This window comes from Microbacterium istanbulense, from assembly GCF_037204145.1.
In the GTDB taxonomy this organism is placed as follows: Bacteria; Actinomycetota; Actinomycetes; order Actinomycetales; family Microbacteriaceae; genus Microbacterium; species Microbacterium istanbulense.
On sequence record NZ_JBBDGN010000016.1, the window covers coordinates 1 to 18,947 of the forward strand.

At 67.1% G+C, this 18,947-nt stretch carries 20 protein-coding genes and 2 tRNA genes; 15 read left to right on the forward strand and 7 right to left on the reverse strand.

Features of this window, described 5'->3' with window-relative positions:
- The first annotated feature begins 65 nt into the window (after window positions 1–65).
- The 5 genes from WDU93_RS13545 to WDU93_RS13565 all read left to right on the forward strand — a co-directional run bounded on the left by WDU93_RS13545 (window position 66) and on the right by WDU93_RS13565 (window position 6,193).
- A complete protein-coding gene (locus WDU93_RS13545; RefSeq protein ID WP_337321539.1) occupies window positions 66–551 on the forward strand; it encodes a DciA family protein in 486 nt (161 codons plus the stop codon).
- A 117-nt stretch (window positions 552–668) separates the two neighbouring features.
- Window positions 669–2,741 carry a DNA topoisomerase (ATP-hydrolyzing) subunit B gene (gyrB, locus tag WDU93_RS13550; protein ID WP_337321541.1) on the forward strand — a complete coding sequence of 691 codons (2,073 nt, stop codon included), beginning with the start codon at window positions 669–671 and terminating at the stop codon, window positions 2,739–2,741.
- 23 nt (window positions 2,742–2,764) lie between these two features.
- Window positions 2,765–5,314 carry a DNA gyrase subunit A gene (gene gyrA / locus WDU93_RS13555; protein WP_337321543.1) on the forward strand — a complete coding sequence of 850 codons (2,550 nt, stop codon included), beginning with the start codon at window positions 2,765–2,767 and terminating at the stop codon, window positions 5,312–5,314.
- Complete coding sequence (locus WDU93_RS13560) at window positions 5,311–5,715, forward strand: DUF3566 domain-containing protein (protein WP_337321546.1); 405 nt, start codon at window positions 5,311–5,313, stop codon at window positions 5,713–5,715. The genes gyrA and WDU93_RS13560 overlap by 4 nt, the downstream gene beginning before the upstream one ends.
- A gap of 67 nt (window positions 5,716–5,782) precedes the next feature.
- Window positions 5,783–6,193: a hypothetical protein gene (locus WDU93_RS13565; RefSeq protein WP_337321548.1), complete on the forward strand. Its 411-nt coding sequence runs from the start codon at window positions 5,783–5,785 to the stop codon at window positions 6,191–6,193.
- 1 nt (window position 6,194) lies between these two features.
- Here WDU93_RS13565 and WDU93_RS13570 read toward each other — a convergent pair whose 3' ends face one another.
- The gene (locus WDU93_RS13570; RefSeq protein ID WP_337321550.1) at window positions 6,195–6,908 is read right to left on the reverse strand and encodes a VIT1/CCC1 transporter family protein; all 714 of its coding nucleotides are present in this window, start codon (window positions 6,906–6,908) and stop codon (window positions 6,195–6,197) included.
- 113 nt (window positions 6,909–7,021) lie between these two features.
- On the opposite strand from WDU93_RS13570, the gene WDU93_RS13575 reads away from it, so the two are divergent.
- The 5 genes from WDU93_RS13575 to WDU93_RS13595 all read left to right on the forward strand — a co-directional run bounded on the left by WDU93_RS13575 (window position 7,022) and on the right by WDU93_RS13595 (window position 10,071).
- A complete protein-coding gene (locus tag WDU93_RS13575; protein ID WP_337321552.1) occupies window positions 7,022–8,356 on the forward strand; it encodes a sensor histidine kinase in 1,335 nt (444 codons plus the stop codon).
- Complete coding sequence (locus WDU93_RS13580) at window positions 8,344–9,009, forward strand: response regulator transcription factor (RefSeq protein ID WP_337321554.1); 666 nt, start codon at window positions 8,344–8,346, stop codon at window positions 9,007–9,009. The genes WDU93_RS13575 and WDU93_RS13580 overlap by 13 nt, the downstream gene beginning before the upstream one ends.
- The gene (locus WDU93_RS13585) at window positions 9,006–9,812 is read left to right on the forward strand and encodes a DUF4097 family beta strand repeat-containing protein (RefSeq protein ID WP_337321556.1); all 807 of its coding nucleotides are present in this window, start codon (window positions 9,006–9,008) and stop codon (window positions 9,810–9,812) included. The genes WDU93_RS13580 and WDU93_RS13585 overlap by 4 nt, the downstream gene beginning before the upstream one ends.
- Before the next feature lie 86 nt (window positions 9,813–9,898).
- A tRNA-Ile gene (locus tag WDU93_RS13590) sits at window positions 9,899–9,972 on the forward strand.
- A gap of 26 nt (window positions 9,973–9,998) precedes the next feature.
- Window positions 9,999–10,071 (forward strand) — tRNA-Ala (locus WDU93_RS13595).
- A gap of 68 nt (window positions 10,072–10,139) precedes the next feature.
- Here WDU93_RS13595 and WDU93_RS13600 read toward each other — a convergent pair.
- Both WDU93_RS13600 and WDU93_RS13605 read right to left on the reverse strand, forming a co-directional pair.
- On the reverse strand, window positions 10,140–11,687 hold the full coding sequence (locus tag WDU93_RS13600; protein WP_337321558.1) for an HNH endonuclease signature motif containing protein: 1,548 nt from the start codon (window positions 11,685–11,687) through the stop codon (window positions 10,140–10,142).
- Between the two features lie 38 nt (window positions 11,688–11,725).
- Window positions 11,726–12,178, reverse strand: coding sequence for an iron chaperone (locus tag WDU93_RS13605; RefSeq protein WP_337321560.1), 453 nt, complete (start codon window positions 12,176–12,178; stop codon window positions 11,726–11,728).
- Window positions 12,179–12,278: 100 nt separating this feature from the next.
- On the opposite strand from WDU93_RS13605, the gene WDU93_RS13610 reads away from it, so the two are divergent.
- Both WDU93_RS13610 and WDU93_RS13615 read left to right on the forward strand, forming a co-directional pair.
- Window positions 12,279–12,704 carry an NUDIX hydrolase gene (locus WDU93_RS13610; protein ID WP_337321562.1) on the forward strand — a complete coding sequence of 142 codons (426 nt, stop codon included), beginning with the start codon at window positions 12,279–12,281 and terminating at the stop codon, window positions 12,702–12,704.
- A complete protein-coding gene (locus WDU93_RS13615; protein WP_337321564.1) occupies window positions 12,701–13,483 on the forward strand; it encodes a hypothetical protein in 783 nt (260 codons plus the stop codon). The genes WDU93_RS13610 and WDU93_RS13615 overlap by 4 nt, the downstream gene beginning before the upstream one ends.
- 4 nt (window positions 13,484–13,487) lie before the next feature.
- Here WDU93_RS13615 and WDU93_RS13620 read toward each other — a convergent pair whose 3' ends face one another.
- Window positions 13,488–14,045, reverse strand: a complete 558-nt coding sequence (locus WDU93_RS13620) for an aminoacyl-tRNA deacylase (RefSeq protein ID WP_420064138.1) — start codon at window positions 14,043–14,045, stop codon at window positions 13,488–13,490.
- On the reverse strand, window positions 14,042–14,533 hold the full coding sequence (locus WDU93_RS13625) for a DNA helicase (RefSeq protein ID WP_337321566.1): 492 nt from the start codon (window positions 14,531–14,533) through the stop codon (window positions 14,042–14,044). The genes WDU93_RS13620 and WDU93_RS13625 overlap by 4 nt, the downstream gene beginning before the upstream one ends.
- Window positions 14,534–14,674: 141 nt before the next feature.
- Between WDU93_RS13625 and WDU93_RS13630 the strand changes: the two genes are divergently transcribed.
- Window positions 14,675–15,232, forward strand: coding sequence for a peptidylprolyl isomerase (locus tag WDU93_RS13630; RefSeq protein ID WP_337321568.1), 558 nt, complete (start codon window positions 14,675–14,677; stop codon window positions 15,230–15,232).
- A 54-nt stretch (window positions 15,233–15,286) separates the two neighbouring features.
- Entirely contained in the window at window positions 15,287–16,171 is an 885-nt protein-coding gene (locus WDU93_RS13635; protein ID WP_337321571.1) for a rhomboid family intramembrane serine protease, read from the forward strand.
- Window positions 16,172–16,328: 157 nt separating this feature from the next.
- On the opposite strand, the gene WDU93_RS13640 is transcribed toward WDU93_RS13635, so the two are convergent.
- Window positions 16,329–16,568 (reverse strand): cell division protein CrgA, encoded by a 240-nt coding sequence (locus WDU93_RS13640; RefSeq protein ID WP_337321573.1) that lies wholly within the window; start codon window positions 16,566–16,568, stop codon window positions 16,329–16,331.
- Between the two features lie 62 nt (window positions 16,569–16,630).
- On the opposite strand from WDU93_RS13640, the gene WDU93_RS13645 reads away from it, so the two are divergent.
- The gene (locus WDU93_RS13645; RefSeq protein ID WP_337321574.1) at window positions 16,631–17,227 is read left to right on the forward strand and encodes an anthranilate synthase component II; all 597 of its coding nucleotides are present in this window, start codon (window positions 16,631–16,633) and stop codon (window positions 17,225–17,227) included.
- Here the strand turns inward: WDU93_RS13645 and pknB are convergent.
- Window positions 17,209–18,924, reverse strand: a complete 1,716-nt coding sequence (gene pknB / locus WDU93_RS13650; protein ID WP_337321576.1) for a Stk1 family PASTA domain-containing Ser/Thr kinase — start codon at window positions 18,922–18,924, stop codon at window positions 17,209–17,211. The two genes, WDU93_RS13645 and pknB, sit on opposite strands and share 19 nt — an antisense overlap.
- Window positions 18,925–18,947 lie beyond the last annotated feature (23 nt).

An 18,947-nucleotide genomic window follows, 5' to 3' on the forward strand; every position in this document is an offset into this window, starting at 1 on the left:
GACAGGCTCAGCGACCCAAGGGGTCAGCCCAGCGACCCAAGAGGTAGACGAGACGGAGACACAGGATGACTGACGTCGAGGTCCCCGAAACCGTCGCCACCTACCTGCGGCTGCGCGGCCTGAAGCCCAGCTCGAAGAACTGGAAGCGCAAGCGCCGCCTTGTCGTCGACGATGACAACGCTCCGTTCACCCCCGGCCGCGATCCCGGAACGCTCGGCGATGCGCTCGGCAAGCTCACCCGCGAGGCCGGCTGGGAGAAGACGCTCGCTGCCGAAGATCTCGTGCGGCAGTGGGCCGAGCTCGCCGGATCCGACACCGCCAAGCACTCCGAACCGGTCTCGCTCGAGCGCGGTGTGCTCACCGTGAAGTGCGATTCGACCGCGTGGGCGAAGAACCTGCAGTTCATGCGCGGGGTCATCATGACCGAGATCACCAACCGCTATCCCGAGGCCGGCGTCGAGAACATCCGCTTCATCGGTCCGGACGTCCCGTCGTGGAAGTGGGGACCGCGCGTCGTGCCCGGACGCGGTCCACGGGACACCTACGGGTAGGACACTTAGCAACGCCCCTCACGCGCTCAGAACGGCGTACACGGCCTGTCACAAGGTAGCGCCCTCCCAAAAACGACTAGAATGGGAGGGAACTTTCGATGTGGAGACCCATTTCTGATGACGCCTGAAAACCCCGCTGACGATATCGAATCGACGACCGGGGCAACTCCCGACGACGCGTCGTCCACCGCATCCGCAGACCGCAAGGTCCCCGGCGACTACGGTGCCGACGCGATCCAGATCCTCGAGGGGCTCGAGGCTGTCCGCAAGCGACCCGGCATGTACATCGGATCGACCGGTCCGCGTGGTCTGCACCACCTCGTGTACGAGATCGTCGACAACTCGGTCGATGAGGCTCTGGCCGGCTACGCCGACAACATCGACGTGACGATCCTCGAAGACGGAGGCATCCGCGTCATCGACAACGGCCGTGGCATCCCGGTCGACCCGCACTCCTCCGACCCGACCAAGTCGACGGTCGAGGTGGTGCTCACGATCCTGCACGCCGGCGGTAAGTTCGGTGGCGGCGGCTACGCCGTCTCTGGTGGTCTGCATGGTGTGGGCTCCTCGGTGGTCAACGCCCTCTCCACCCGCTTCGAGGTGGAGATCAAGCGTCAGGGCTACACCTGGCAGCACAGCTTCGCGAACGGTGGTGTGCCACAGCAGACCCTCGAGAAGGGCGCGGCGACCGACGAGACCGGAACGACGATCATGTTCTGGCCCGACCCCGCGATCTTCACGGAGACCATCGACTTCGAGTACGACGTGCTGCGTACGCGGTTCCAGCAGATGGCGTTCCTGAACAAGGGGCTGCGCATCGCGCTGCGCGACGAGCGTCCGGCATCCGCTTACGAAGTCGAGGTCGACGGCGCACCCGTGCTCAGGCAGCCGGCCGACGAGTTCCTCTACAAGCGGGGTCTCGTCGACTACGTCGAGTACCTCAACAAGGTGCGCAAGGCCGAGGTCGTCAACGACGAGATCATCGCCTTCGACGCCGAGGACACCGAGCGCAAGATCTCGCTCGAGGTCGCGATGCAGTGGACCACCTCGTACACCGAGAACGTGTTCACCTACGCGAACACCATCAACACGCACGAGGGTGGAACGCACGAAGAGGGCTTCCGCGCGGCGCTCACGAGCCTGGTCAACCGCTACGCGCGGGCGAACAACCTGCTCAAGGAGAAGGACGACAACCTCTCCGGCGACGACGTGCGCGAGGGTCTCACCGCCGTGATCTCGATCAAGCTCGGCGAGCCGCAGTTCGAAGGTCAGACCAAGACCAAGCTCGGCAACACCGAGGCGAAGGCCTTCGTGCAGAAGATCGTGAACGATCAGCTCGGCGACTGGTTCGACCGCAACCCGAACCAGGCGAAGAACATCATCCGTAAGGCGATCGACGCTGCGACCGCACGCCTGGCCGCCCGCAAGGCCCGCGAGACCGCCCGCCGCAAGAGCGTCTTCGAGTCGGCCGCGATGCCTGACAAGCTCAAGGACTGCACGAGCAAGGACCCGTCGATCAGCGAGATCTTCCTCGTCGAGGGTGACTCGGCCGGCGGTTCGGCCGTGCAGGGTCGCGACCCGCACACGCAGGCGATCCTCGCGCTGCGCGGAAAGATCCTCAACGTCGAGCGGGCACGCCTCGACAAGGCGCTGGGCAACAAGGAAGTCCAGGCGATGATCCAGGCCTTCGGCACCGGCATCGGCGAGGACTTCGACATCGAGAAGGCGCGCTATCACAAGATCGTGCTGATGGCGGATGCCGATGTCGACGGCCAGCACATCACCACGCTGCTGCTGACCATGCTGTTCCGCTACATGCGCGGGCTCATCGAAGCCGGTTTCGTCTACCTCGCCATGCCGCCGCTGTACCGCCTGAAGTGGTCGAACGCGCACCACGAGTACGTGTTCAGCGACGGCGAGCGTGACGTGCGGATGGACGAGGGTCTGGCCAGCGGCAAGCGCCTGCCGAAGGATGCCGGCATCCAGCGCTACAAGGGTCTCGGAGAGATGAACCCCAAGGAGCTGTGGGAGACGACGATGGATCACACCACGCGTACCCTCCGCCAGATCACCATCGAGGACGCCGCGGCAGCCGACGAGATCTTCAGCGTGCTGATGGGTGAGGACGTCGAGTCGCGACGCAACTTCATCCAGCGCAACGCCAAGGACGTCCGCTTCCTCGACATCTGACGACGAGACAGAGAACAACACTTATGAGTGACGAAGAGATCATCACCAACCGCGGCATCCAGGACATCGAGCACGATCACGGACGCATCGACCAGGTCGACCTGCAGTCCGAGATGCAGCGCAGCTACCTCGACTACGCCATGGCGGTCATCGTCGGCCGCGCACTGCCCGATGTGCGCGACGGCCTCAAGCCCGTGCACCGACGGGTCATCTACGGCATGTACGACGGCGGCTTCCGCCCCGACAAGTCGTTCTCGAAGTGCGCCCGCGTCGTCGGCGAGGTGATGGGTCAGTACCACCCGCACGGAGACTCGGCGATCTACGACGCCCTCGTGCGTCTCGTGCAGCCGTGGTCGTTGCGCTACCCGCTGGCGCTCGGTCAGGGCAACTTCGGCTCGCCCGGCAACATGGGTGCCGCCGCTCCGCGATACACCGAGACGAAGATGGCCCCGCTCGCGCTGGAGATGACGCGCGACATCGAAGAGGACACCGTCGATTTCGCCGACAACTACGACGGCCAGACGCAGGAGCCGACGGTGCTGCCGGCGCGGTTCCCGAACCTGCTCGTGAACGGTTCGGTCGGTATCGCGGTCGGCATGGCCACGAACATCCCGCCGCACAACCTGCGCGAGGTGTCGGATGCCGCCCTGTGGGCGTTGGAGAACCCGGATGCATCGCGCGAGGAGCTCCTCGACGGGCTCATCGCCCGCATCCCCGGCCCCGACTTCCCCACCGGTGCGCAGATTCTCGGCACCAAGGGCATCCACGAGGCGTACCGCACCGGGCGCGGCTCGATCACCATGCGCGCGGTCGTCAACGTCGAAGAGATCCAGGGTCGCACCTGCCTGGTGATCACCGAGCTGCCGTACCAGGTCAACCCCGACAACGTCGCGGTGAAGATCGGTGAGCTGGCCCGTGACGGCAAGATCACCGGCATCGCCGACATCCGCGACGAGTCCTCCGACCGCACCGGTCAGCGCCTGGTCGTCGTGCTCAAGCGCGACGCCGTCGCGAAGGTCGTGCTGAACAACCTGTACAAGCACACCCAGCTGCAGGAGAACTTCGGGGCGAACATGCTCGCGATCGTCGACGGCGTGCCGCGCACGCTCGCGATCGACGGCTTCATCGGCAACTGGATCGCGCACCAGATCAACGTCATCGTGCGTCGCACCGGCTTCCGTCTGCGCAAGGCAGAAGCCCGGATGCACATCCTGCAGGGTTACCTGAAGGCGCTCGACGCGCTCGACGAGGTCATCGCCCTCATCCGTCGCTCCCCCACGGTCGACGATGCGCGCGAGGGCCTGAAGGCGCTGCTCGACATCGACGACGACCAGGCCGACGCGATCCTGCAGATGCAGCTGCGCCGCCTGGCCGCGATGGAGCGACAGAAGATCATCGACGAGGCCGATGAACTCGAGCGCCAGATCGCCGACTACAAGGAGATCCTCGCCGACGAGTCGCGCCAGCGTGCCATCATCCGCGAGGAGCTCACGGCGATCGTCGAGCGGTTCGGCGACGAGCGTCGCACGCACATCCTGCACGGTTTCGACGGCGACATGTCGATGGAAGACCTCATCCCCGAAGAGGAGATGGTCGTCACCGTCACGCGTGAGGGTTACGTCAAGCGCACGCGCAGCGACAACTACCGCTCGCAGCACCGCGGTGGCAAGGGCATCAAGGGTGCCCAGCTGCGGGCGGATGACATCGTCGAGCACTTCTTCGTCACGACCACGCACCACTGGCTGCTGTTCTTCACCGACAAGGGTCGCGTATACCGGGCGAAGACGTACGAGGTGCCCGAGGCCGGTCGTGACGCGAAGGGTCAGCACGTCGCGAACCTGCTGGCGCTGCAGCCGGAGGAGAAGATCGCGCAGATCCTCGACCTGCGTGACTACGAGGTGGCCGACTATCTCGTGCTCGCCACCCGCGGCGGCCTGGTGAAGAAGACCCGCCTGGGTGATTACGACACCAACCGTCAGGGCGGTGTGATCGCGATCCGCCTGCGTGAGGGTGATGAGCTCGTCAGCGCGTTCACCGCCGACAGCACCGACGACATCCTGCTGATCAGCCGTCGCGGCATGTCGCTGCGCTTCAACGCGACCGATGAGGCGCTGCGTCCCATGGGCCGCGCGACCGAGGGCGTGAAGGGCATGAAGTTCCGCCCCGAGGACAGCCTGCTCTCGGCTTCCCTCGTCGATGACGATAGCTTCGTGTTCGTCGTCACCGACGGCGGCTACGCCAAGCGCACCGCCGTCGACGAATACCGGGTGCAGGGCCGCGGTGGCCAGGGCATCAAGGTCGCCAAGTTGAACGACGATCGCGGCGTTCTCGCCGGTGGTCTCATCGTCTCTGAGGACGACGAGGTCTTGGTGGTTCTCTCCAGCGGCAAGGTGGTACGCTCTGCCGTGGCCGAGGTGCCTGCCAAGGGTCGCGACACGATGGGTGTCGTGTTCGCCCGCACCACGGACGACGATCGCATCCTGGCCATCGCCCGGAACACCGAGCGTGGCCTCGCCGAAGAGCCCGAGGCGGATGCCGAGAACCCGACCCCCGAAGAGAGCACAGACGCATGAGCACGGTAGCTGACAAGCTGGCCAAGAAGTCCACGCGCAAGACGACCGGCAAGCAGGTGCGCCTGCGTCTGGTCTACGTCGACTTCTGGTCGGCCGTGAAGCTGTCGTTCCTCGGCGCCGTGGCGCTCGCGATCGTGACCATGGTCTCGTTCTTCCTCATCTACCTCGTGCTGACCGCGACCGGCATCCTCGAGCAGGCCGACTCGTTGCTGAGCAGCTTCAGCAGTGGCGACATCTCGCTGCTGAGCATCGTCGGTCTGCCGCAGGTGATGGCGTTCGCGGCGGTCGTGTCGATCCTCAACCTCATCGTCTTCACGGTGCTCGGCGCGGTCGTGGCCGGCATCTACAACCTCGCGGTGAAGGTGACCGGCGGTCTGCTGGTCGGCTTCATGTCGAACTGAGTGCTTCTGCGAAAGGCCCGGGCTCTGCGGAGTCCGGGCCTTTCTCGTGTCCGGATACAGTGATTCCATGCGTAAGACCCCCACGGGAGCCGTGCTCCTGCTCCTCGCCGTCGCCCTCACCGCCTGCACCCCGGCGAACAGTGGGCCCACCGGCGACACATCCGAGCTGGCACTGCAGCCGGCTTCGGACGAGGAGGGCGGTGACCAGGCGCAGCTGGCCGGCATCCTGCACCGGGAGGGCGGATGCACCTACGTCGAGCTCGAGGACGGCGGCCTGGTGATCCCGGTGTTCCAGGAGGGGGATGCGGCCTGGGGTGAGGACGGCCTGCTCGTCGGCGACGCCGATCCGGTGAAGGCCGGTGATGAGGTGGAGTTCGGCGGTGGCTACTTCGGCGGCTCCTTCGATGAGACCATGACTGTTCCTGATGGCTGCCGCGTGCTCGAGGCCGACCTGTTCACCGTGGCCGGGGCCAGCTGAGTCAGACGATGCCCGTGGTGCCCAGCAGGGTGCCGATCAGCCAGGTCGCTGCCAGCGCGAGCGCGCCACCGAGCACGAGGCGCAGGGATGCCCGCAAGGGTGCGGCGCCACCGACCTTCGCCGAAATCCACCCGGTCGCCGCGAGTGCGATGAGCACCGCGACGAAGGTCACCGGCACCCGCCACGCAGGCGGCGGCAGCAGGATCGCCAGCAGTGGCAGGAGGGCACCGACGGTGAAGGAGATCGCCGACGAGATGGCCGCGTGCCACGGGTTGACGAGGTCTTCCTGATCGATGCCGAGCTCGACTTCGAGGTGTGCGGCGAGGGCGTCGTGGGCGGTGAGCTCGACGGCCACTTTCTGGGCGGTTTCGTCGGAGAGCCCTCGCTGGCGGTACAGCTCGGTGAGCTCGGCGAGTTCGGCCTCGGGCATGGTGCGCAGCTCTTCGCGCTCCTTCGCGATGAGCGCCCTCTCGCTGTCGCGCTGGCTGCTCACCGACACGTACTCGCCGAGCGCCATCGAGATCGCGCCACCGACGAGACCGGCGAGACCGGCGATGAGGAGGGCCGCGTTGTCGGTGGTGGCGCCCGCGACGCCGACGACGAGCGAGGCGACGGAGACGATGCCGTCGTTCGCGCCGAGCACGCCCGCGCGCAGCCAGTTGAGTCGCTGACCGAGACCTGCACCGTGCGGTTCGGCGGGATGTGGAGTGGCCATGCCTCTATCTTGGCCGCCACCACCGACCTTCGACAGGTATGGGGGATATCCCGAATCAGGGTGTCCGGATCACCCCGTGTCGGCGGCAGGCATGCCGGTCGTAGCGTGGAGCCATGACCACGAACCTGACCCCGCCCGTCCCGCCGGTGGACGCTGCGCCTGCTGCGCCTGCTGCGCCTGCTGCGCCTGCAGCGGCATCCGGTGCGCCGCCCCGCCTTCCGCTGCGGCTAGCGCTCACCGTGCTCGAACTCGCCGCGCTGGGTGTCGCCGGCACCACGGCGGTGACGCTCCTCGCGGCGCTGCTTGCCAGCGGTGTGGGGCTGATCTTCGCCGCCGGTATCGGCCTGGTGATGCTCGTCGGTGTCGTGTACGCCCTGTACGGGGTCGCCTGGTTCGAGGTCGAACGGGTGAAGAACCTGTACGCCCTCGAGCTGCCCCCGCTTGCTCCGCGCCGCCGCGAACGTCCGGGCTTCGGTGGCTGGCTGCGCTCCCTGTGGCGGCAGGCGATCGACGGACGCATGTGGCGCGCACTGGTGAATCTCACGCTGGCCTCGATCATGGGTGTAATCGTCATTCAGTTGGTTTCGACGATGATCCGCTCGCTCTTCTACGCGTTCAGCCCACTCACCCGCCAGGGCGAGGTCGACACGATCATCGGTGCGATGCCGGTGTGGGTCACGTCGATCATCGGTGTGCTCGGTGCGGTGCTCGCGGCCTTCGTCATCTGGATGCTCGTGCTGCTGCACCGTGTGCTGAGCCGGGCGCTGGTGGTGCCCAATCGTGAAGCCGAGCTGACCGAGGCTGTCCGCACGACCAGTGCGCAGCGGGCAGGCGCGGTGCGCGCGGCAGACCTCGAACGCACCCGCATCGAGCGTGATCTGCATGACGGTGTGCAGCCGCGGCTCGTGTCGGTCGGGATGACCTTGGGGCTGGCGCAGCAGAAGATCGAGACCGATCCCGCGGCCGCGAAGGCTCTGATCGATGAGGCGCACACCTCGACCAAGGCGGCGATCACTGAGCTGCGCCAGTTGGCGCGGGGCATCCATACCTCGGTGCTCGACGACCGCGGCCTCGACGCGGCGCTGTCGGCGCTGGCGAGCCGCTCGCACATTCCGGTGCAGTTGGATGTGCGATTGGATGCCGGCATGACCGGCGCCGGCGCGACGTGTCGGGATGCCGAGGCGGCCGTGTACTTCGCGATCGCCGAATCGCTCACCAACGCGGCCAAGCATTCTCGGGCCAGTGAATGCCGGGTCGTGGTGCGCAGCCGGGATGGCGGCCTGTGGGCTCGCGTCGAAGACAACGGCGTCGGTGGCGCGCAGGTGCAGCCGGGTGGCGGCCTGGACGGCATCACCAACCGCGTGCTGGCGGCCGGTGGCTCGGTGCGCCTCGACAGTCCCGCCGGTGGCCCGACCTCGCTGGAGGTGATGGTGCCGTGCGCATCCTGATCTGTGAAGACTCCGTGCTGCTGCGCGAAGGGCTGGTTCGTCTGCTCGACGACGCCGGGCACGAGGTGGTCGCCGCACTGCCCGACACGGTCGGCCTGCAGGATGCGGTCGCCGCAAACGCTCCGGATCTGTGCATCCTCGATGTGCGGCTGCCGCCGACGTTCACCGATGAGGGCATTCGCGCGGCGCTCGGGTTGCGGGCCACGCATCCGGAGCTGCCGCTTCTCGTGCTGTCGCAGTATGTGGAAGAGCGGTACGCCTCAGACCTCATCGCCGCACAGGGAGGGCCGCTGGGCTACCTGCTGAAGGACCGGGTGGCGGATGTGGCCGAGTTCGTCGAGTCCGTGCAGCGGATCGCGGGGGGCGCGACGATTCTCGACCCCGAGGTGGTGGCGCAGTTGCTGACGCGACGCAATCGCGATGAGCGGATGCTGCGTCTCACCGAGCGGGAGCGCACGGTGCTCGCGCTGATCGCCGAAGGCAAGTCGAACAGCGCGATCGCCGAGCTGCTGTTCCTCAGCGAGGGGAGCATCGAGAAGCACATCACCTCGATCTTCCAGAAGCTCGGCTTCGAGCAGGACGAGTCCGGCAACCGCCGGGTGCTCGCAGCGCTCGCCCATATCGAGAACACCACCAATGGAGGTTTGTCATGAGCATGTCAGCGAAGAAGGCGGCGGTCGGCATCTCGGCGCTCACGATCGTGACCGCGAGCGTCGGCGGTGTGGTGCTGTTGGGCACGGCCACGCAGGCGGCGGCGTCAGGGGTGGCGGCGCTGAACTCGGGTGATGAGTACGCGTCGCTCGCGGTGGCAGGGGTCTCGGAGATCTCGGTGGATGCCTCGGAGGCGAATCTGTCTGTCGTGTTCGGCGATGTGACACAGGCCGAGCTGGAGACGCGCGGGGTCGAAGCGCGCGGGTGGACGTTCGAGGTCGACGGGGGTGAGCTGACGGTAGCGAGCCCCGACCGCCTGTGGAACTGGTTCAACGCCGGCTGGTGGGACGGCGGCACCGAGGCGGTGCTCACTTTGCCCGAGTCGTTGCGAGGCGCTGATCTGGACCTCACGCTGAGCGCAGGCTCGTTGAGCGCAGATGGTGACTTCGGTGAGACGTCGGTGGATGTGAGTGCGGGGTCTGCCACGCTGACGGGTTCGGCGACCGCGCTCAAGGTCGATGTGAGCTCTGGCAACGCCAGGGTGGATGTCGAGGGTGTGAGCGAGGCGTCCTACACGCTGTCGGCGGGGTGGATCGATTCGACGCTGACCGGTTCGCCTGACGTGGTGGCGGTGGATGTGTCGGCGGGGTCGCTGACGCTGACGCTGCCGGATCGCCCGTATCAGGTGATGTCGGATGTGTCGGCCGGGTCGCTGGAGAACGGTCTTCAGGTGTCGCCGACGGCGCCGCGGTCGGTGACCGTGGCCCTCTCTGCGGGGAGCATCGATCTGCGTGCAGGACGCTGATCGGGTGCGGAACGCGCCCGGGGTGCACAAGCGGCGCCCTCGATTGGGATTCTGCGTCAACTTCCGGTAATCTCTTGGAGGTTGACGGGGCTATAGCTCAGGCGGTTAGAGCGCTTCACTGATAATGAAGAGGTCCCAGGTTCAAGTCCTGGTAGCCCCACCCTGTAATTCAAGATTCACCCTCACGGGGCCTTAGCTCAGTTGGTAGAGCGCCTGCTTTGCAAGCAGGATGTCAGGAGTTCGAATCTCCTAGGCTCCACACTGTGTTGAGACAGTATGAGAAGGCCTCGCTTCGGCGGGGTCTTTTCTTTTTCACCCGGCTCATTCTCATGCGATCATCGGGCGGAACCGCGGCGGTGGTGGGTCGATTCCCGCCCAGGCGTAGCCGAGGGCGGTGCGTCGTTTCAGGATGAAGGTCTCACCAGCGGGGCCATGCAGCACGAACGGCCCCCTGGCGTCGCGGGTGATGCGCCATCCGTGATGGTGAAGGTTCATGTGGTGGAACCGGCAGAGCAGGATTCCGCGATCGATGTCGGTTCGACCACCGTCGGCCGTCCACTCGTCGATGTGATGCGCCTCGCAGTATGAGGCTGGACGGTCGCAGCCGTTCCACGCGCATCCACCATCGCGCAGGGCGAGCCCGAGGCGCTGGGTGGGAGTGAACAAGCGATGCTCACGGCCGACGTTGAGCGGATTGCCTGCACCGTCGACCGTCACGTGCACGTGCCCTGTCGAGCACTGGTGCTGCTCGGCGACCCGACCGGGAACGGTGTGCAACCCGTCCTCTGCGTGGGCGACTGGCGCAGGCAACCCAGTGGACTGCACCACCTGCACGAGACGAACCCCCGGCTGCTTCGTGCCGAACACGGCGGCCGGCTCGGCGAGCACGCCGGCACGAAGGACGTCGAACACAAGGTCATAGGTCAGCTGGTCATTGGTGCGCGGATCATCGGTCAGCGCGGCCGCGCGCTCTCGCTCGGCGTCGTCGACAAAGCGCGGCCCCCCGCGTCGGGGCCGCATGGCGGCATCGATGACGGAGGCGAAGAACAACGCCCCCTCGTCGTCGAAGTCGATCCGCGCGTGCATGACGCCTTCCGCGTCACGCCAGATCCGCAGGGAACGCTTTTCGAACCTGGCCAGGAACCGCGCCTCCGCGCCGGCCGGATCCAGCAGGTCACGCACGGCGCGCGCCGCGGCACCCAGCTCTTCGACCGTGCGCTGGGCCGCCTCCTCACACAGTTGCCCGGCCGCGTGCGCCCATGCCGCCGTGGTCGCGGCCGTGAGCTCCGCCGCCTCTTCTTCCGTCAACACCCGGGGCGCACCGACAGCGTGGGGCCCGGTGTCGACATCCGTGACGTCGTCTGGCACCTCCGTGCCTGCGACCGTGATCGGCGGCTCGCCGAGCCCGCGCCGGATCACATCGAACTGCGTCGTCGTCAGCATCCCCTGACGCAGCTCGACGCGCAGCGGCTCGAACCATGGGGCGCGCACTTCGGCGCCGGGGACCTCCACTGCACCGCCGGAACTGTCGGCATCCGCGCCTGCTCCGACGAGTGCCTCACCCACGCGCACCTGCCGCGCGGCATCCGCCCTGCTCGCTCCCGTGATCTCCTGCACGAGCGACGCCGGCGATCGGTGCCCGCGCGCCTGCGACAGACCGGCGTGACCTTCTGACCGCACCGACCTCGCCGCCACCACACCCGCTGCGACAGCGCGCACCTGCTCGACCTGCTGGGTCAGCTCGGACGCCTCGCGCAGCACCGCGACGACCTCGGCATCCGTCAGGCCGCCGACCGCACATCGCAGATCAGCATCCGCGCCCAACCGCCCACGCAGCGTGGGCAGCAGCTCCGCGACTTCGGTGAGAAAGACCATGATTCATGGTCACACGAACCACCGACATTCGTCTTTATCTACGAAACGGCGCGACGAACGAGCCCCGCCAAGAAGTCCAGGTCGGCGGCAGCCAGCGCCGTGATCGCGAACGACGTCGGCCAGACGTTTCCGTCGTCCAGAGCCGCACCCGTCTCAAAACCGAACGTCGCGTAGCGCACCTTGAACTTCGACGCCGGCTGGAAGAAGCACAGCACCTTGCCGTCCTTCGCCCACGCGGGCATGCCGTAGTACGTGCGTGGCACAAGGGTCGGGGCGTTCTCGGTCACCAGCGCGTGCAGCGCCTCCCCGATCTCCCGATCCGATCCGGTGAGTTCGTCGAGCTTCGCGCGCAGCTCTGCCTCGCCCTCGGCACGCGCCTCTTCGGGCGTCTTCTTCTTGCGCGACCGCGCCGTGCGCGTCTCTTTCGCGCGATCCTTCATCGCCTGACGTTCCTCGTCGGTGAAGTTCTCGTTGTCGTCTGTGCGGGCCATGACCGCATCCTCTCGCTCGTCTGATCCCACCGTAGAAGCACGCGCGACGGCGCGCTTCTCGATTCCTGATCGGTGTCGGAGTGCCCACTAGGGTTGACCCATGGATCTGCGCGTCGCCGCCTACGCCGTCGTCGTCGACGAGGCCGAGAGGATCCTTCTCGCGCGTTGGGTCGAGGGCCGTCGGGTCGCCTGGACGATGCCAGGAGGAGGGCTCGAGGCGGGTGAAGACCCCGAGGCCGCGGTGCGCCGCGAGCTCCGCGAAGAGACCGGTTACGCCATCGAGACGACCGAGCTGCTCGGCATCCATTCGCGCGTCGTTCCCGCCTCCCAGCGCATCCACCGCTCCACCACCCCGCTGCACACGCTGCGCATCGTCTACCGGGCCGAGATCACCGGCGGCGCGCTGCGGTACGAGCGGAACGGATCGACCGACATGGCGGCATGGTTCACCCGCGCCCAGCTCGCCAACCTGCAACGCGTGAAGCTTGTCGATATCGCCCTCAAAATGGCAGGAGTATACGGATGACACACGCACATCGCCTCGCAGCGGCAGCCGCGGGGATGCTGCTGCTCACGCTCCCGTTGAGCGGGTGCCTCGCCGCGTCGATCTCTTCGGGGCAGTCGTCGGATGCCGCGTCAGACCCCACGGCATCGCCGGACCAGCCACAGGACGACACGACAGGGCACGAACCCCCGGCGGAGTGCGCCGACCTCGAACTCACCGCCGGAGCCACCCTCGACCCTGCGGCCCTCGGCCAATGCGTCTCCACCGCGCTCGTCGCCTTCGGCAGCGGACGCGAGTCGATCCACGATTCCGAGACCGATACCGAGGTGGAGTTCCAGTACGACCCCGACTTCGAGTTCCACACCGACGACGGCACCTCGTCCATCACCTACCTCGACGGCACGTTGTGGGTCGACACCGGCAGCGGGCCGATCAAGGGCGATGTGGACTCTGACAATCCTGACGAGCAGATGGCGGGGTTCGTCGCCGACATGTTCCGCATCTTCGCGGACCCCGCGGTGACATCCGACCTCGTCGCATCGGCGCCGGGCTGGAAGGTCGCCGAGCCGGAATCCGTCGAACTCGGCAACGGCGAGACCGTGCAGGCCTATCGCATCACCAGCACGGGATCGTTCACCTGGCGGCAGTTCCCGGTCAACGAGTTCGTGCTCTGGTACGGCGAGGACTGGTACCCGGTGGCCAGCGAAGGAAACCTGGCGTTCTGGGGGACGGACGAGACCGTGCGACAGACCTACTACGACCTCGGCGAGCCGGTCGAGATCACCGCACCCACCGGCTGAGGGGTCAGGCCTCGGGCACCGTGATGTCGGCGACCGTGGCGCCGTAGGCGCGGATCAGATCGTCGGCCTGCGTGAAGAGGCTGTAGCCGCCGCTGCCCGCGCCCATGGCGATGCGACGCCCGACGATCGACTCATCGGCGAACACCGGCCAGTCGTGCGTGCTGCCGATCGGCGTGATCGTTCCACGCACATAACCGGTCGCCTCGAACGCCAGCTCTGCCTCGGGCAGACGCAGCTTGTTCACGCCGACGACGGCGCGCAGCTTCGGCCATGAGATCGAGCGACCCCCTGGCACGAGCACGAAGAGAAACTCGGGATGCGCCCCTGAGTCTGTCGATTGGGTCCCTGAGCGTGTCGATTGGGTCCCTGAGCCTGTCGAAGGGCGCTTGACCACCAAGGTCTTCACGATGTCGCCCGGTTGCAGTCCGAGCAGCTCGGCTGCCTCGGGCAGGCTGCCCGCCTCGGGTCGGCGCACGAGTTCGATGTCGAGACCGCGGGATGCCGCGGCATCCTTCACCCGGGCAAGCCGGCCGTCATTGTCGGCCGAAGCCGGATCGCTCACGCGTTCGGCGGCGACAGCGGGTCGTCGGCGACCCACAGCTCGTCGTCGGCGCGCAGCGCCTGCCACGCGGCGTACACGACACCGACGGCGGCTGCGGCACCCAGCACGATCGCGATGACCGAACCGATGCCCAGGCTCTTCTTCTTGGGCGGCGGGGTGTGGCCGAGCAGTTCCTGACGCTTGGAGTTGGCGACGTCCCAGGCTGAGAGGGCCGTGCCGACGACGCCACCGACCACGGGTACGACCTTGTCGTCGACGACGTGGCGACCGAAGCGCACTCCGCGGTCGACGGTGGGAGCCAGCTTGCGGTTGTACGTGTCCTGCACCGCAGGAACGACCTGCTCGCGGTTGAAGTTGCCCAGCTGGCGGCCCGCCTCACGGGCGATGTCCGCTGCCTGCCCGACGAGCTCCTGCTGCGACTCCCAGAGACGGCCCGCGTCATTCTGCAGTCGACGGAGTTCCCTCTTGCGCTTTCGGCTGACGTTCACGTTGCTCTCCCGTTCGGTCGGAGTCCGGTCGTGTGTTCATCTTGCCAGAACAGACTGGATGCGGGCAGTGACGTGCCCAAACCCGGTTTCGCCCGGCGAGAAACCCAGCCCACGCCGAACATGCTCTGCGAGAATGAGTGCATGCCTCACGCTTCCCACGTCGCAACCCTGCACACCAACCACGGTGACATCGTCATCAACCTGTTCGGCGACCACGCCCCGCAGACCGTGAAGAACTTCGTCGGCCTCTCCGACGGCACCGGATCGTGGACCGACCCCGCCACCGGCCAGCCGGGCGAGGGTGCGCTCTACTCCGACGTCATCTTCCACCGCATCATCCCGAACTTCATGATCCAGGGCGGCGACCCGCTCGGTCAGGGCGTCGGTGGCCCCGGCTACACCTTCAACGACGAGATCCACCCCGAGCTCAACTTCAACGAGCCCTACATCCTGGCCATGGCCAACGCTGGCCTGCGCCGCAACGCCATCACCGGCAAGGCCGAGGGCACCAACGGCTCGCAGTTCTTCATCACCACCGACCCGACCCCGTGGCTGCAGGGCAAGCACACCATCTTCGGTGAGGTCGCCGATGACGCCTCCAAGGCCGTCGTCGATGCGATCGCCGCCGTGCCCACCGCTGCCGGCGACCGCCCGATCGAGCCGGTCGTGCTGCAGTCGGTCGACATCGTCGCGAACTGAACCCTCGTCTGACCCCCGCCTGACCAGCCGCTGACAGAGCACGAGCCGAACCGGATGACGACCCCAGAATTCACGAGCAATCGCGACAACTTCTGCTACCGGCATCCTGATCGTCAGAGCTTCGTGCTCTGTCAGCGCTGCATGCGCACCATCTGCCCCGAGTGCATGACCCAGGCCCCGGTGGGGGTCATCTGCCCGGAGTGCATGAAGGCCGAACGCAAGGCCGAGACTCCCAACCAGCGCCGCGCCCGTCGCCAGCAGCGCGGCGGTGCCCTCGCCGCCGTCCACCGCGGACGTCCCGTCGTGACGATGGCGCTGATCCTCATCACCTCGGTGACCAGCCTGCTGCAGATGGTGCCGGGCATCGGCCCCGCCATCACCAACCAGCTGTTCTTCGCGGCCGGCTTCCTCTACCCCGATCTCTCCGGTGCCCCGTTCGAGCCCTGGCGCATGATCACGACGATGTTCGTGCATGGCGGGTTCATCCACCTCGCGCTGAACATGCTCGCGCTATGGATGCTGGGACAGAACCTCGAACCCCTCCTCGGCCGCTGGCGCTTCCTCGCGCTGTACCTCATCAGTGGGTTCGGCGGCTCCGTCGCGGCGGCTGTGATCGATCCGTCGATCTCGACCGTGGGCGCCTCCGGTGGTGTCTTCGGTCTGATGGCGGCGCTGCTGATCATCGGTCGTCACATCGGCGCCAACGTCACCGGCATCCTCGTCGTGCTCGGCATCAACTTCGTGTTCGGCCTTGTCGTGGGCGGTATCGCCTGGCAGGCGCACCTGGGTGGTGTCCTCGTGGGCGCCCTCGTAGCCTTCATCTACACCCGCACCCGCAAGCCCCGCCAGCGTGTGTGGCAGATCGTGCTGCTCGCCGCCGTGGTGATCCTGTTGACAGTGATCGTCGCCGTCGTGCCGCCGCTGCTCATTTTGTCCTGATCGTCGGTTGTTAACAGGGTTCTCCACCCCTGTGAATAACAACGGTGTAATTCTCCCCAGTCTGTGGACAGAACTGTGGATAACTTCGTGCACCCCGGGAACGACGAAAGCCCCCCGCGTGCGGCGGGAGGCTTTCGGGAAGAGCGGATGCTGCGCGTCAGCGCCAGCGGGTGGTCATGAGGAATCCGATCAGGGCGATGCCCAGACCGATCGCGAGGTTCCAGCCGGCAAGGCCAGGGATCGGCAGCGTCGAGCCCGAGATGTAGTACACGAGGATCCACACGAGACCGAGCAGCATGAAGCCGACCATGACGGGCTTGAACCACACCGCGTTGGGGGCCTCTTCGCCCTCGGTGCGCTCGATGGCGGGTTCTTCGGATTTGCGCTCTCGTGCCATGCCGACCAGTCTAGCCCGGCGAATAGAATGCTCATCATGACTGTCGGCGTGACACGGCTCCCATGCTGAAGCGCATCCTCGTCGTCGACAACCACGACAGCTTCGTGCACACCCTCATCGGCTACCTGCGCGAGCTCGGCGCCGAGGTCACCATGGTCGAGGCGGATGCCATCGGTGAGCTCCCCTCGAGCTCGGCCACGCTGGGGTTCGACGGGGTGATGATCTCCCCCGGCCCCGGCACGCCCGAAGACGCGGGCGCCTCGATCGACGTCGTGCGCTGGGCGGCCGCGCACGGCATCCCGCTGCTCGGGGTGTGCCTCGGGCATCAGGCCATCGGTGCGGCGTTCGGGATGCCCGTGGGCGCGGCCCCCGAGCTCATGCACGGCATGGTCTCGCAGGTGAGCCACGACGGCGCGGGGCTGTTCGCCGGCATCCCGTCACCGTTCGCCGTCGGCCGCTACCACTCGCTCGCGCTCGACGAGGCTGACCTGCCGCCGTCGCTACGAGTGACAGCGCGCACGGATGCCGGCACCGTGATGGCGATCGCGCACGAGCGCCTGCCGATCGTCGGCGTGCAGTTTCACCCCGAGAGCATCCTCACCGAGCACGGCCACCGCCTGCTCGGCAACTGGCTGGAGGGCTACTCCCCCACGCAGTGACGCAGGTCGACGGTGGAGTTGACCGGCACGTCACCCGGGGCCACCGACATCGACACGACCGTCGCCGGATCCGTCGCTGTGCAGTCGGTCAGCTCGACCGGCTTGGCGGTCAGGCCGAGCTCCTCGAGCTTCTTGACCGCGGCATCCAGCGTCCACCCCGAGACGTCCTCGAGGGTGACCTCTCCGCTGGCGACGACGAGGTTGACGACCGTGCGCGGTGCGACCTCGGTGTCGGCCTCTTCGCTGGCCTCGAGCACGCGCCCGGCCGGAGCGCCCGGGTCGTTCTGCTGGCGCACGGTGCCGAAGATGAGTCCGGCGTCGGTCAGGGCCTGCTTGGCATCCGCCTGATCTAGCCCCACCACCGTCGGCATCGTCACCGTCTCGGCACCCGACGAGACGATCAGCACGATCTCCTCGCCCTTGTTCACCGTGGCGCCGGCGTTGGGTTCGGTGCGGATGACGCGGTCTTCTTCGAACTCGGCACTGGGCTCTCGCTGCACGTCGGCGGTGAGTTCGAGCTTGTCGAGTTCTTCCTGCGCGCGGTCGACGTCCACGTTCACCAGGTTCGGCACGGTCGCCGAGCTGCTGGGCACCTCGTCACGCTGACCGCTGATGCTCACCACCCAGAACAGCACCGAGACGAGCAGCACCGCGAGAAGAGCGACACCGGCCCAGATCCAGGCGACGGGCGGACCCGACTGTGTGCGGGTCATCGTGGTGTCGGTGCTCAGCTGACGCAGCGAGCGTGCCGTCTCCTGCGCGTGGCGCGGGTTCGGACCATACAGCTCGCTGGTGAGCGCGCCGATCTGCTTGCGGCTGGGCTCATCGCCCGACGTGGCATCCTTCAGCGCACCGCGGAACGATGCGGCGTCAGGGAAGCGCTGGTAGGGGTCTTTGGCGAGGGCGCGCAGCACGATGGCATCCAGCGCGCGCGGCACCTCTTCGTTGACCTCGGTGGGAGCGATGGGCGTCTCGCTCACGTGCTGGTACGCGACCGCGACCGGCGAATCACCGCGGAACGGCTGGCGACCGGTCAGCAGCTCGAACAGCACCACGCCCGTCGAGTAGAGGTCGGTGCGGGCATCGACCGGCTCGCCCTTGGCCTGCTCCGGCGAGAAGTACGCCGCGGTGCCGATGATCTGGGTGGTCTCGGCGACCGTCGACGACGAGTCTGAGACGGCGCGCGCGATGCCGAAGTCCATCACCTTCACCTGGCCGGTGGAGGTGACCATGACGTTGCCCGGCTTGATGTCGCGGTGGACGACACCGGCGCGGTGCGAGTAGTCGAGCGCCTCGAGGATGCCGTCGACGTAGCGCACGCTGTCGGCGACCGACACCGGACCCTCGGCCACGATGTCCTTCAGCAGCGTGCCCTGCACGAGCTCCATCACGATGTACGGCTCGGTCTCGGTGCTGCCGTCGGTCTGCGCCGCGGCGCCCGCGCCCTTCGCCGCGGGGTCGCCGGCGTCGAACACGCGGACGATCGACGGATGCGACATGCGCGAGGCGGCCTGCGCCTCGAGGCGGAACCGGTTGCGGAAGACGGGATCCTTGGCGAGATCCGGGTCGAGGATCTTGATCGCGACCTCGCGGCCGAGCGTCAGATCGTAGCCACGGTGAACCGTCGCCATGCCGCCGGTGCCGATGACCTCATCGACCCGATAGCGGCCGGCGAGGATGCGCGGCTCAGTAGACACGGATTCAACCCCCCACGTATGAC